The organism is uncultured Winogradskyella sp. (genome assembly GCF_947498005.1).
In the GTDB taxonomy this organism is placed as follows: Bacteria; Bacteroidota; Bacteroidia; order Flavobacteriales; family Flavobacteriaceae; genus Winogradskyella.
Genome location: NZ_CANMIW010000001.1, coordinates 327,400 through 340,091, shown reverse-complemented (window position 1 = coordinate 340,091; position 12,692 = coordinate 327,400). Strand labels below are relative to the sequence as shown.

Below are 12,692 nucleotides of genomic sequence, written 5' to 3'. Positions count from 1 at the left end.
ATTGGGTAGTTTTATTATTTAGATAATTGAATTGAATTTGTAATGTTTTTTTCTCCTAAGATTAAAGACATTAAATCTACTTTTAAGAAGACGGCTTTTTTATTAGGAGATACTTTTGCATTTGAATTAGAGACTTGTTCTACATCATTCTCAAACCTGTAAATACTTGTATAGTTAGCATCGTCAAAAATTTCACGATCCTCACTCTTTAATTTATAAAAGCTTCTTTTAACACTCTCATCATAAGAAAATGTGCGTTTAAAACTGTTAGCACTATAGGAGAAATTGGTGGTATTAAAATTTGTTTTACTCTTTTTGTTGTGCTTACTAATTAAGTCTTTAAACACAGCATCTAAATTAGCTGTAGAGCTAAAATCACATGAAATAGTAAAAATATAATTATCAAAGTCTGAAGTCGTCTTTATGTTAGAAATACCCTCTATAGTTTTAAGGTGACTTTTTGCCTCTTTTAAAGCCAAACCTATATCTTCTTTTGAAGGCACTTTGTAACCATTAACACTATCCAAAAGCATTATGGATGCAATTTTAGATTTACTTTTACTTAAATTAAATGTTACCAGCATTTCGCCACTTCCATCTGCATTTAATTTAATTTCTTCGAGAATTTCAAAACAACTCGAAAACAGGGTTAAGCTTACTATAATTATAAAGAAATTGAAAAATCTTTTCATGCTAAGGTCTCGATTTTAATGGGCTAAAATTGTATTACAGGACAAAACTGATTTCAAAAATAGTAATAATTACAAGGGCTTTAAGACTAAACCGAATAATAATCACTAATATGTCTAAGAAATGGCCATCTCGTTACAAGCATACTTAAACTTTACACTTTATTTCTGTTTCTCTTTAGATTTTGAATACTTTAAAACTCCGAAATATCCCATTTGTTTTACAATCCAAGATTTTCTACTTTCTATATATGTTGTTGCCGGATTTGCTTTATATCGTAAAGGACTTGGCAAAACTGAAGCAATAGCTGCCGCCTCATATTTAGATAAATTCGAAGCTGATTTTTTAAACCAATACTGAGCGGCTGCTTCTGCTCCATAAATACCTGGACCCATTTCTATACTATTTAGGTAGACTTCCATAATGCGTTCTTTTGTCCAGATTAATTCAATTAAAAATGTAAAATAAGTCTCCAATCCTTTACGCAACCAACTTCTATTAGGCCATAGAAATACATTTTTAGCAGTTTGTTGAGAGATGGTACTTGCACCTTTAAGTCTTTTGCCTTTTTTATTATTCTCGTAAGCTTTCTCAATAGCTTTAAAATCGAATCCATTGTGCTTTAAAAAGAACTGATCTTCGCTACAGATGACGGCTTTTTGTAAATTAGTTGAAATCGCTTCAATTGAAACCCATTTATGCTCCCAACCTTTATCGTTTACATCCGTTTTTTCAACATTACGAATTATCATTAAAGGAGTTACTGGTACAGCAACCCATTTAAATAAAAAAACCAATCCAATAGAACAGATAACCAACCAAATAAGAATTTTAAAAATAAATCTAAATAGTCGTTTTAATAATTTCATTACCATTAATTATGCTAAATCTGCTAATTCCTTACCTACTAAACTACCAATCGCAATTCCCATACCTCCTAAACGCACGCCGCAAAACACATGATTAGATAGTTGTTGTACAATAGGATTTTTTTGTTTTCCAACACCCATAATGCCAGACCATCTATAGTCAATTTCAAAATTTGTAGTTGGCAAAATAGTTGTTTTTAATAAGTCTTCAAGCTTATTTTGAATAATTTCTGTTTGCGCAAATACAGTGGTTTCTTCTGTTTTAAAATCTAAGTGTCGTCCACCACCAAGTAATACTCTATTATCTATATTTCTAAAGTAATAGTAACCTTGGTCCAAATGAAACGTACCTTTAATATGTAAATTATCTATAGGTTTTGTGATTAAAACTTGTGCTCTTGCTGGTTGCACTTTTTCTAAATTAAGATGCCTAGCGAACCCATTGGTTGCAATACATAAATTCTTGCTTTTTAATTCAAATTGGTTCGTTTTTATTGTTACTGCATTGACATCTTCAGCATAAGATTCAACCGTTATGTTATTCAGAATTTTTATGCCCAAAGACTGCACTTTTTTCAATAAAGCACTCATCATTTTTCCGGTATCAATTTGTCCTTCAAATGGATTAAAACAATAGTCTGATTTTATATTTTTAAAGCCAAAATCATTGTCTTTAAACAAAAACACATTCGCATTATAAATTGGGAACAAAAGTTTATTAATGGCGCTTTGCTCACTTTTACAAGTATCATAAAGTGTTTTGTCTAATTCTAAGAATAATTCGTAACCACCTAAATTCTGATAATCAATTGTTTTATCTCCTAAATTTTCACGAAGAATTTGAAGTCCATTTATTCGTTTTTTAATCAATTCTAAAACCTCTTCTTTCGAATGAGATTGTAAATCATCAATAATCTCGCTTAGGCTACCAAAACAAGCAAAACCTGCATTTTTGGTACTTGCGCCTTGTGGAAGAATTCCTTTTTCAAGAATTAAAATCTTTGATTTAGGAAAACGCTGTTTTAATTGTAAAGCACAATTTAGACCTACAATGCCACTACCAACAATTGTAAAATCAATGTTAGTTAGCCACGTTTTTGTTTCCCAATACGATAAATTCATAACGACATTATTTTCCATAAAAAAAGCTCCTAAAATTAGGAGCTTTTAAAGTATACATAATAATTTTATTCTACTATAATTTTCTTGGTCACTTTTTGTGAACCGTCAGAAATCATTAGCATATAAACGCCAGCCTGAGCATTACTAAGTTGAATAGTTTCCTCAAAACGACCTGTATTATCATAAACATTTTTATAAATAGAACGGCCTCTAATATCATAAACATCTATTGAAATAGCGTCTCCAGAAGTAGGATTAAACCCTATATTGAATTCTCCATTATTTGGATTTGGATATATGCTTAAATTGTCTAATTCATTTTCTACCACACTTAAAGATTCTGTACAGAATTCCATTGACCAATTGTTTAAAGTACCTGTATCACCATTAAAGAAATCAACCAAAACAAGTGTCCAATCACCATTCATATCTAAGCCATTAAAACTGCTTAAAGCATTTTCTGGAGCTGCTAAACCAACAGTTGGGCTAGCACAAGTAATTGCCGGTTCTCCATCCTTAAACGTTATGTCAATATTTCCAAAAGCTGTTGTGTTACAATTTCTATTCCAAATATTCACAAAATTTACACCGTCAGGATGTTGTAATTGTAATAACAAATCACCAATATAAGAATGTGTAATATCTACGGATACTCTTAAATCTGATATTGTACCAGAATCTGAAACGTTAATTGTATTACCTACAGCAGTTCCTGCCGAGTTAGCACCTGCACCATCTGGTATAGCTAAAGTTAAAGCACCAGACGCAAAAGTTGTACAAATTATATCTACGCCTATAGCAATACTATTGCTATTCACGTTAAAAAAAATGCCGTTTGCAGCCTCAACCATAATTCTACAGTTAGAAGAAGATACATTTGGTACCGTAATATTTTGCGAGCCATCGTTTGGCGTATTACTTGCTAAAACAGTATCAAAATTTAAACCACCATCTGTTGATAGTAATATATTAACATTTGCTTCATTAACTCCATTTGCTGTAGTACCAGAAACATCCCAAGTTACGGTTTGAGACGTACCAATTTCCCAAGAAATTCCACTTGAGTTCTGAGACGTCACAGTAAAAGGCCCAGCAGATGTTGTCACTGTTGCAGTCATATTATCAGAATCTGTTTGTCCTCCACTTGCATCATTATCTCTAACGGTTAAAACAAAATTTAAGTTTCTATTTACTGCGGCTAATTTTTCCCAATCTGTAGATACACCTCCATCAGTTATAATATCTGAAAGTCTTGGAATATAACGTGTAGGATTTGATGTCCCAGGAAAAGTTCTTACTAATGGTCCAGTAGTCGTTGTTTCTGTTGGCACACCTGCTGATCCTAAATCATATTGTTCCCAAGTGTAAGTTAAAGAAGCTGTTCCATCTACATCAGTTGAAGCGCTACCATCTAATTTATATGGTGTACCTTGAGGAATAGTATAATTTGAACCTGCATTAGCTATTGGTTCTGAGTTCCCTGTTGCTGTTCTATTTACAGGACAAGAACCTGTACCTGTGACGTGATTCCATATTCTAAAAATACTATTCTGATGAAAATAATCATCACTACCTATTTGTACATTATCTGATCCGCAAATACCAGCATATGCCATAATTGTAGATCCGCTCCCTGGTTCATAAGCATTAGAGGCAGATCTGTTACCTCCAGCACAACTACCAACAGATCCATTAAAAGTGTGTGGCGCACCAAATTGATGGCCTAATTCATGAGCTACGTAATCAATATCAAAAGAATCACCAACAGGCTGATTAACACCAGTTACTCCTCTTCCCTTGTTATTGTTATTACAAGTAACGCCTAAACCTGCTAATCCACCAGCTCCTGTACTAAACGTGTGTCCTACATCATAATTTCCAGAACCAATAGTGTTACTAATTTGAGTTTGACTTTGATTAATTAAAGCGTTAGTACTATCATTACTAAATGGGTCTGTACTACCATCTGTATAGATTATACTAGTGTTATTAGAAACTAACGTCATGGTAATAGATAAATCTCTTTCATAAACACCATTAACTCTATTAATTGTTACCACAATTGCAGCCATAGCATCGGCTACAGTGCCGCCATGAAATGCAGTGTATTCTCCTGTACAAGCTACAGCAAGTCTGTAATTTCTTAACATACCATCATCAGCATTTTTGGCTAAAGATGTAGCTTCTGTATTATACAATCTTTCATCGTCAATAACACCACATTCAAAATCTGAATTTAACTCTTCAAGATTTTGTCTAGAATAGACAGTATAAATATTTCCATCCGCTGAAAATGGGTCAATAAATTGTGTTCCATTCGCTGTATTTAAAAACATAGCATGAAATCCTTTAGATGTTATACTAAATCTAATAATCTCTGAAGGATTATCAATTCCTTGACCAGCATATGTTCTGGTATTAGGATATTCTGCCTGAAGCTCTGACTCCATCATAGGTGTTTCAAATACTCTATAATTTTTAAGTTCTCCATTAGAGTTTGGAAAACCAATTATTGTATTTCCTTTTTGTTGCCTGTTACCAACATTTTGCAATGTTAACTTTAATTCATCCAGATTTAATTTGAAGAACTTTTCAGTCTTTAATGTAATCTTTCTAAAAACTTGCTCAGATTGCATTGCTTTGTCTTCACTAACGCTTGACCATAATTCGTTAGAATTCTGAGCATTAACAGACATAGAGAAAAACAATACACACAATAGTGTTGTTTTAATTACGTAAATTTTATTCATAGTTATATTTTTTTACAATCCTTAAAGTTAATTGTATTTATTCGATTATCAAAAAATGCCTAAATCTCATTCAATTGAAGCCGTTTTTTTAATAAGTAAAGGGCTTAAATAAAAAACCCAAACTTATTCAGTTTGGGCTTATTTTTAGTCTTCAATTGCATCTTGCAACTTAAAATCTTCCATAAATTTAGTGGTATAATTACCAGCTATATAATCTGGATGATCCATTAATTGCCTGTGAAAAGGAATGGTTGTTTTTATACCTTCTATTACAAATTCATCTAAAGCACGTTTCATCTTATTAATAGCTTCTTCTCTCGTTTGAGCTGTTGTAATAAGTTTCGCAATCATAGAGTCATAATTTGGTGGTATGCTATATCCTGCATAAACATGTGTATCTAATCTAACTCCATGACCACCTGGTGCGTGTAGTGTGGTAATTTTTCCTGGAGAAGGTCTAAAATCGTTAAACGGATCTTCTGCATTTATTCTACATTCTATAGAGTGTAATTGTGGTAAGTAATTTTTACCAGAAATTGGCACACCTGCTGCAACTAATATTTGCTCACGAATTAAATCGAAATCAATAACTTGCTCTGTAATTGGATGTTCTACTTGGATACGTGTATTCATTTCCATGAAATAGAAGTTTCTATGTTTGTCTACAAGAAACTCAACTGTACCAGCACCTTCATATTTTATAAATTCGGCAGCTTTTACAGCCGCTTTACCCATTTTAGTTCTCAATTTATCTGTCATAAACGGAGAAGGTACTTCTTCCGTTAATTTTTGATGACGTCTTTGAATTGAGCAATCACGTTCAGATAAATGACAAGCTTTTCCACGAGAATCACCTACAATTTGGATTTCTATATGTCTAGGCTCTTCAATAAGCTTCTCCATATACATATCGTCATTTCCAAATGCTGCTTTAGATTCTGATCTTGCAGATTCCCACGCATTTTGTAAATCTTCTGGTTTCCAAACGGCACGCATACCTTTTCCACCACCACCTGCTGATGCTTTTAACATTACTGGATAACCGGTTTCTTCTGCAAGGATTACACATTCTTCATAAGATTGAATAACACCTTCACTTCCGGGAACACATGGTACACCAGCTGCTTTCATTGTTGCTTTTGCATTGGCTTTATCACCCATTCGATCAATCATCTCTTCAGATGCTCCAATGAATTTTATTCCATGCTCTTCACAAATTTTTGAGAATTTTGCATTTTCAGATAAAAACCCATAACCAGGATGAATAGCGTCTGCATTTGTAATTTCTGCAGCGGCAATAATATTTGATATTTTAAGGTAAGAATCTGTACTAGAAGGAGGCCCTATACAAACAGCTTCGTCTGCAAATTTAACATGAAGACTTTCTGCATCTGCCGTAGAATAAACTGCAACAGTACGGATACCCATTTCTTTACAGGTTCTAATAACTCTAAGAGCTATTTCACCTCTATTGGCAATTAGTATTTTTTTAAACATGTCTTTTGAGTTTAAGAGTTTATTGTTTAGCAACAAATGCTTAAATATGTCTATTTAAACGTATACTAAAACTTCTAAACCTAAAATTTATGAAGGATCAACTAAGAATAATGGCTGATCAAATTCTACTGGTGATGAATCATCCACTAAAACTTTTACAATTTTTCCTGATACTTCAGACTCTATCTCATTGAATAACTTCATAGCTTCAATAACACAAAGAACGTCACCTTCTTTAATATCTGTACCAACTTCTACAAAAACAGGCTTGTCTGGAGATGGCTTGCGATAAAAAGTACCAATAATTGGCGACTTTATAGTAATATATTTAGAATCTTCTGTTGCTACTGGTGCAGCAGCAGGAACTTCTTGAGCTGGTGCAGCCTGTTGTACTGGTATTTGTTGTTGTAAAACAGGAGCAGCTTGCATAGGTACTTGCTGCACAATTGTAGTGTCATCTGAACCTGTTCTAATGGTAATTTTTACATCATCCATTTCTAACTTAACTTCACTTGCACCCGATTTAGCTACAAACCTAATTAAGTTTTGTATTTCTTTTATATCCATAGTTTTTAGATATTTTTAGTTAGTTAATTGTTTAGGAATTATAAGCCCATTTAAAATAAATTGAGCCCCAAGTAAATCCGCCACCAAAAGCAGCAAATATAATATTATCACCTTTTTTAAGTTGTGATTCGTAATCAAATAATAATAATGGTAATGTTGCAGACGTAGTATTACCATACTTCTGAATATTCATCATTACTTTCTCGTCTTCTAAATTTATTCTATTCGCAGTAGCATCAATAATACGTTTGTTAGCTTGATGTGCTGCCAACCACTCAATATCATCGTTTGTTAGGTCATTTCTTTTCATTATTTTCTCTGCTACATCTGCCATATTGAAAACAGCATTTTTAAAAACTGTTTTTCCATCTTGAAAAATATAATGCTTTCCTTCTTTGAATGTATTTTCGTTTATTGGGTATGAAGAACCTCCATAAGTTGCCTGAAGAAAATCTCTTCCTTCACCATTACTTCTTAGTAGTTCATCTTGCAACCCTAAACCTTCTTCGTTAGGTTCAAACAGAACTGCGCCTGCTCCATCACCAAAGATGATACATGTTGCTCTATCTTCATAATTAATAAATGAAGAATTTTTGTCTGCACCAATAAGAAGAATTTTTTTATATCTACCAGACTCAATGTAGGCAGATGCCGTTGACATACCGAATAAAAAACTCGAACACGCTGCTTCTAAATCGTAAGAAAATGCATTAACGGCTCCTATTTGAGTTGCTGTATACGATGCAGTAGCAGCAGCTTTCATATCTGGAGTTGCTGTACATACAATTACTAAGTCAATCTCTTTAGGATCTAATCCTTTTTTCTGTATTAAATCTTCTGCTGCCTTAATAGCTAAAAAGGAAGTCCCTTTTCCTTCTTCTTTAAGAATTCTACGTTCTTTAATACCAGTTCTTGTAGTAATCCATTCGTCATTAGTTTCTACCATTGTTTCAAGAACTTTGTTCGATAAAACATATTCTGGTACATAGCCTCCGACTGCTGTAATTGCCGCTGTGATTTTACTCATTGTTAGGATTTAGAAAATTAAAAGTATAGAAAATTGACAAAATTTGATCTGTTTTATTCAATTTTTATCGATTTATAGCAAATAATAACGCAAATTAAGTGGTTTTTGCGCTATTGAAAAAATAATAACAAAAAAAACGCTCCCAATGGAGCGTTTTCTTGTATGCATGCATAATACTTATGCTACGTTTTCTTCTTCAACAGATTTGTCAATTAATATTTGACCTCTGTAATATAATTTACCTTCGTGCCAGTGTGCTCTATGGTATAAGTGTGGCTCACCAGTTGTTGGGCAAGTTGCTATTTGAGGTACAGAAGCTTTATAATGTGTTCTTCTTTTATCTCTTCTTGTTTTCGATATTTTACGCTTTGGATGTGCCATTTTAAATGTTATTTATCCGTTAATAGTTTTTTTAAATTATTCCAACGAGGATCAATTTCCTCAGATGATTTTGTTTCATTATCCTGTTTAGGACTTAATTCTTCTAATTTTGAAAGTATATCTGATTGCAATGTGCCATCTTCTATACCTGGATGAATTCGTTTTATAGGAACCGCCAAAATAATAAGTTCATATATATACTGAGCCACATTTATTTCATATTCTCCATGTGGTACGATTAATATATCTTCATTATCATTGTTATACTCATTTCCAAACTTAACAACTAGTTTAAAATTGTCATCAATTGCTTGGTTATAAGGTTCGTTTGTAACATCGCAATTAAGATTAATTGTACCTTTAGCCGAAAAATACAACTCCAATAATGTTGATTTTTTTTCGAATTTAAGGTCAATTTTAACATCAACTGCGTTGAATTCGTCGTATTCAAAATGCTTAAAGAACGTGTTATCAATTTGATAATCAAAATGATGCTCTCCTATTTTTAAACCTACAAAAGGTATTGTATAAGATTTTAATGCCTTCATCATCACTCTCAATTTGAGCCTGCAAATATATAAAATTTTAATTATTTAAAGCCTAGATATCAACAAATTTTGTTTATAACTATCTCGACTGCTTTTTTAACGGGTTTTTACTGAACTGATCATACTCTTTACGACTCCTAAAAATTTGTATTGCAGTATTAATGGCATGCTTCAATGAACCTTCATCTGCAATCCCTTTTCCTGCTATTTCATATGCTGTTCCGTGATCTGGTGATGTTCTTACTTTATTTAAGCCTGCCGTGTAATTTACACCTTCTCCAAAGGCTATTGTTTTAAATGGAATTAAACCTTGATCATGATATGACGCTAAAATTGCATCAAATTTCTTGTAGGTATTAGATCCGAAAAAGCTATCTGCTGAATATGGTCCATAAACTAAATTGCCTTCTGACTTAATTTTCTCTAATGCTGGTTTTAAAATTTTATCATCTTCATCTCCTATGACACCATTATCACCTGCGTGAGGATTTATAGCCAGTACTGCTATTTTTGGTTTTCTAATTCCGAAATCTTGTTTCAAAGATTTCGAAACCGTATTTATTTTTTCGTTTATTAGTTCTTTCGTGATTTTTTCACTTGCTTCTTTAAGTGGAACATGATCAGTTAAAAGACCAACTCTAAGATCATTTGACACCATAAACATTAAACTTTTTCCGTTTAAAGCTTTTGCTAAATAATCTGTATGGCCAGGAAAATTAAATTTTTCGGATTGTATGTTGTGTTTATTTATAGGAGCAGTTACCAATACATCTATTAAACCATCTTTTAAAGCGTTAGTTGCAGCCTCTAAAGATTTAATTGCATATTCTCCAATTTTTTTATCTTCTTTACCAAAATCTATTTTAACTGGTTCGTCCCAAACATTAACTACATTCACTTTACCTGCAGCAACTTTATCAGGAGAATCTATATTGAAAAAATTTATTTTACTCTTAAAATGACTTTTAAAAAACTGCATAATTTTACCTGACGCGAAAATCACTGGCGTACTAAGCTCTAATGTTCTTGGGTCTTCGTAAGCTTTTATAATAATCTCTGGACCAATACCATTGAGGTCTCCTACTGAAATACCTACAATTACTGATTCTATTTGCTTCATATATTATGTACTAAATATTTATAGAAATTAACAAAATTATAATCTATAAGATGCGTTTTCTTTTAGATACAACGTTTTCTCGTAAAATGGGATTAACTTTGTTGCTGCAAATTTAAACTAAATAAAGTACAATTTATGTTCACAGGGATTATAGAAAATTTAGGTATCATTAAAACATTAAAGAAAGACAGTGGAAATCTTCATATCACTGTACAATCCTCAATTACTGGTAAATTAAAAATAGATCAAAGCGTAGCACATAATGGTGTTTGTTTAACGGTTGTTAAAATTGATGGAGATCAATATACGGTTACGGCAATTAAGGAAACTTTAGATAAAACGAATTTAGGGCATTTAAAAAATGACGAATATATTAATCTTGAACGTGCAATGAAGCTTGGTGATCGCTTAGATGGCCATATTGTTCAAGGTCATGTAGATCAAACTGCCAAATGTATAAGTGTTAATGAAAATGATGGAAGTTGGGAATATACTTTTGAATACGACCAAGCACTTAATAATATAACTATAGAAAAAGGTTCTATCACTATAAATGGCGTAAGTTTAACTGTTGTTAATTCTAAAACCAACCAGTTTTCTGTTGCTATTATTCCTTACACGTATAATCATACCACTTTTAAATCCTTAAAAATTGGTAATAATGTAAACTTAGAATTTGATGTTATTGGGAAATACGTAAAACGACTTAACGACCTAAGAAACTAAGCTGTTTTTTTAGATACCGTGTACGCTTTGTAAGCACCAAAACCAAGAGCTAAAACAAATAAAACGATAATACCATTATCAATAGGTAAACCTGGTGGTGGTGGTGGAATAGGTGGTGGTGGTGCAGTGCTTTGCGCCATAGATGCGAAACCTACAAAAAAAACTAAGACAGAGGCTAACATATTTTTGTTTTGCATTCTATTATTTAATGGTGTAAAAGTATTAAAATTATTCAGTTTACAAAATTAATTTAACTAAAAAACATCTTTGAATGGTAATTATTCTCGATGAAATACCAAAAAATGAAGCTGTTTTAGGGAAGATACTTACATTTTCCGTGGTATTTCACGCAAATATAATATTAATTTTTTACCCAAAACACTACTAATAGCAATTACTTTTCAATAATTTCTACGCTTATAATTTCAAATTTAAAGAAACTTCATGTTTAATCAATACTTAAACACAAATTCAAAATATTTATTATAGGTAAGAACAAAAAAATATTTAATTGTTTGAAAATTAATATTTTAAATTTTAATATCTTGAAACACTTCCTTAATTTTTGCTTCGCCATATTTTCTTTCTAAACGTCTTATGGTAAAGTGAGCAGTTGCCATGTTCTGAAAATGATCCACAAATACATAATTCAATCCGCCTCCACCTATGGCTCCAATAACAGGAACAGCTTGCGCTAAAAACTTTTCACTTATAAGTAAACTAAGACGCGTGGCAATACTAGATAAAAAGTTCCCTATAGCATTTGACCCTAAAATGCCAGCGCCTTTTGCTAAACTATCTAGTGTGATTTTAATACCTGAAGCAGAAACATTATTTATGGTAGAATTTAAAGCTAATCTAGTCGTATAATAACTTGCCTCTAAATCATCATCATTTTTAGAACCACCACCTAAGGCAAAGACTTGCAAACAAGCCATTTGTCCTTCTAGCGTATAAATATCCTCTCCTTCACTACGCGCAATATCCATTATACTTCGCATTAAAAACTTAGTTGTTAAAGTTACCTCTGAAGCAAATATAGCAGTACCAAAACCAGTAGATGAACCAAAAAAACCACTTATAGCTCCCGTACTGGTAACAATACCTTTATAGGTGTTTTTAGATGGCTTTTTAAACGTTTTGTTTTTCTGTATTGTAAGCAAATTAGCTTTCACTATTTTCAATAATACAGATTCCGTAATTTTTTGAACTTTTAATAAAATTTTTTCTGGCACAAACTTTATTCCTGTTTCAACGGTATTACCAACCTTATTTACATTTCTAATCGCCCAACTTAAGTTGTGCATACTCATTTTCGCTTTTATTAAAGCGTCATTGTCTTCTGACGAAATTGTATTTGGGACTATATCCATTATTTTACGTTTACCTTAATAT

Annotated in this window: 13 protein-coding genes; 1 reads left to right on the top strand and 12 read right to left on the bottom strand. The window is 32.2% G+C overall.

Annotation, left to right across the window (positions count from 1 at the left end; genetic code table 11):
- Nucleotides 1-14 precede the first annotated feature (14 nt).
- From Q0891_RS01540 to pdxA, 10 genes are all read right to left on the bottom strand, one after another.
- On the bottom strand, nt 15-692 hold the full coding sequence (locus tag Q0891_RS01540) for a hypothetical protein (RefSeq protein ID WP_299098300.1): 678 nt from the start codon (nt 690-692) through the stop codon (nt 15-17).
- A gap of 159 nt (nt 693-851) precedes the next feature.
- Nucleotides 852-1,559 (bottom strand): monofunctional biosynthetic peptidoglycan transglycosylase, encoded by a 708-nt coding sequence (mtgA, locus tag Q0891_RS01535; protein ID WP_299098299.1) that lies wholly within the window; start codon nt 1,557-1,559, stop codon nt 852-854.
- 9 nt (nt 1,560-1,568) lie between these two features.
- Nucleotides 1,569-2,681, bottom strand: a complete 1,113-nt coding sequence (locus tag Q0891_RS01530) for an FAD-binding oxidoreductase (RefSeq protein ID WP_299098298.1) — start codon at nt 2,679-2,681, stop codon at nt 1,569-1,571.
- A gap of 65 nt (nt 2,682-2,746) precedes the next feature.
- Nucleotides 2,747-5,431, bottom strand: a complete 2,685-nt coding sequence (locus Q0891_RS01525; protein ID WP_299098297.1) for a reprolysin-like metallopeptidase — start codon at nt 5,429-5,431, stop codon at nt 2,747-2,749.
- Nucleotides 5,432-5,575: 144 nt separating this feature from the next.
- Entirely contained in the window at nt 5,576-6,928 is a 1,353-nt protein-coding gene (gene accC / locus Q0891_RS01520; protein ID WP_299098296.1) for an acetyl-CoA carboxylase biotin carboxylase subunit, read from the bottom strand.
- Nucleotides 6,929-7,015: 87 nt separating this feature from the next.
- Nucleotides 7,016-7,495: an acetyl-CoA carboxylase biotin carboxyl carrier protein gene (gene accB, locus Q0891_RS01515; protein WP_299098295.1), complete on the bottom strand. Its 480-nt coding sequence runs from the start codon at nt 7,493-7,495 to the stop codon at nt 7,016-7,018.
- A 31-nt stretch (nt 7,496-7,526) separates the two neighbouring features.
- Entirely contained in the window at nt 7,527-8,522 is a 996-nt protein-coding gene (locus Q0891_RS01510) for a beta-ketoacyl-ACP synthase III (protein ID WP_299098294.1), read from the bottom strand.
- 177 nt (nt 8,523-8,699) lie between these two features.
- Nucleotides 8,700-8,903, bottom strand: a complete 204-nt coding sequence (rpmF, locus tag Q0891_RS01505) for a 50S ribosomal protein L32 (RefSeq protein ID WP_157364235.1) — start codon at nt 8,901-8,903, stop codon at nt 8,700-8,702.
- An 8-nt stretch (nt 8,904-8,911) separates the two neighbouring features.
- A complete protein-coding gene (locus Q0891_RS01500) occupies nt 8,912-9,451 on the bottom strand; it encodes a DUF177 domain-containing protein (RefSeq protein WP_299098758.1) in 540 nt (179 codons plus the stop codon).
- 79 nt (nt 9,452-9,530) lie between these two features.
- Nucleotides 9,531-10,571 carry a 4-hydroxythreonine-4-phosphate dehydrogenase PdxA gene (gene pdxA / locus Q0891_RS01495; RefSeq protein WP_299098293.1) on the bottom strand — a complete coding sequence of 347 codons (1,041 nt, stop codon included), beginning with the start codon at nt 10,569-10,571 and terminating at the stop codon, nt 9,531-9,533.
- Between the two features lie 135 nt (nt 10,572-10,706).
- On the opposite strand from pdxA, the gene Q0891_RS01490 reads away from it, so the two are divergent.
- Nucleotides 10,707-11,297: a riboflavin synthase gene (locus Q0891_RS01490; RefSeq protein ID WP_299098292.1), complete on the top strand. Its 591-nt coding sequence runs from the start codon at nt 10,707-10,709 to the stop codon at nt 11,295-11,297.
- Here Q0891_RS01490 and Q0891_RS01485 read toward each other — a convergent pair.
- Together Q0891_RS01485 and Q0891_RS01480 are read right to left on the bottom strand one after the other, a co-directional pair.
- Nucleotides 11,294-11,494: a hypothetical protein gene (locus Q0891_RS01485; RefSeq protein ID WP_299098291.1), complete on the bottom strand. Its 201-nt coding sequence runs from the start codon at nt 11,492-11,494 to the stop codon at nt 11,294-11,296. The two genes, Q0891_RS01490 and Q0891_RS01485, sit on opposite strands and share 4 nt — an antisense overlap.
- Before the next feature lie 333 nt (nt 11,495-11,827).
- Nucleotides 11,828-12,670: an EcsC family protein gene (locus Q0891_RS01480; protein ID WP_299098290.1), complete on the bottom strand. Its 843-nt coding sequence runs from the start codon at nt 12,668-12,670 to the stop codon at nt 11,828-11,830.
- Nucleotides 12,671-12,692: the final 22 nt, after the last annotated feature.

Excerpts from the sequence above, each read along its gene's own strand:
- Q0891_RS01540 (WP_299098300.1), bottom strand. The coding sequence starts at position 692 with ATGAAAAGATTTTTCAATTTCTTTATAATTATAGTAAGCTTAACCCTG.
- mtgA (WP_299098299.1), bottom strand. The coding sequence starts at position 1,559 with ATGAAATTATTAAAACGACTATTTAGATTTATTTTTAAAATTCTTATT.
- Q0891_RS01530 (WP_299098298.1), bottom strand. The coding sequence starts at position 2,681 with ATGAATTTATCGTATTGGGAAACAAAAACGTGGCTAACTAACATTGAT.
- Q0891_RS01525 (WP_299098297.1), bottom strand. The coding sequence starts at position 5,431 with ATGAATAAAATTTACGTAATTAAAACAACACTATTGTGTGTATTGTTT.
- accC (WP_299098296.1), bottom strand. The coding sequence starts at position 6,928 with ATGTTTAAAAAAATACTAATTGCCAATAGAGGTGAAATAGCTCTTAGA.
- accB (WP_299098295.1), bottom strand. The coding sequence starts at position 7,495 with ATGGATATAAAAGAAATACAAAACTTAATTAGGTTTGTAGCTAAATCG.
- Q0891_RS01510 (WP_299098294.1), bottom strand. The coding sequence starts at position 8,522 with ATGAGTAAAATCACAGCGGCAATTACAGCAGTCGGAGGCTATGTACCA.
- rpmF (WP_157364235.1), bottom strand. The coding sequence starts at position 8,903 with ATGGCACATCCAAAGCGTAAAATATCGAAAACAAGAAGAGATAAAAGA.
- Q0891_RS01500 (WP_299098758.1), bottom strand. The coding sequence starts at position 9,451 with ATGAAGGCATTAAAATCTTATACAATACCTTTTGTAGGTTTAAAAATA.
- pdxA (WP_299098293.1), bottom strand. The coding sequence starts at position 10,571 with ATGAAGCAAATAGAATCAGTAATTGTAGGTATTTCAGTAGGAGACCTC.
- Q0891_RS01490 (WP_299098292.1), top strand. The coding sequence starts at position 10,707 with ATGTTCACAGGGATTATAGAAAATTTAGGTATCATTAAAACATTAAAG.
- Q0891_RS01485 (WP_299098291.1), bottom strand. The coding sequence starts at position 11,494 with ATGCAAAACAAAAATATGTTAGCCTCTGTCTTAGTTTTTTTTGTAGGT.
- Q0891_RS01480 (WP_299098290.1), bottom strand. The coding sequence starts at position 12,670 with ATGGATATAGTCCCAAATACAATTTCGTCAGAAGACAATGACGCTTTA.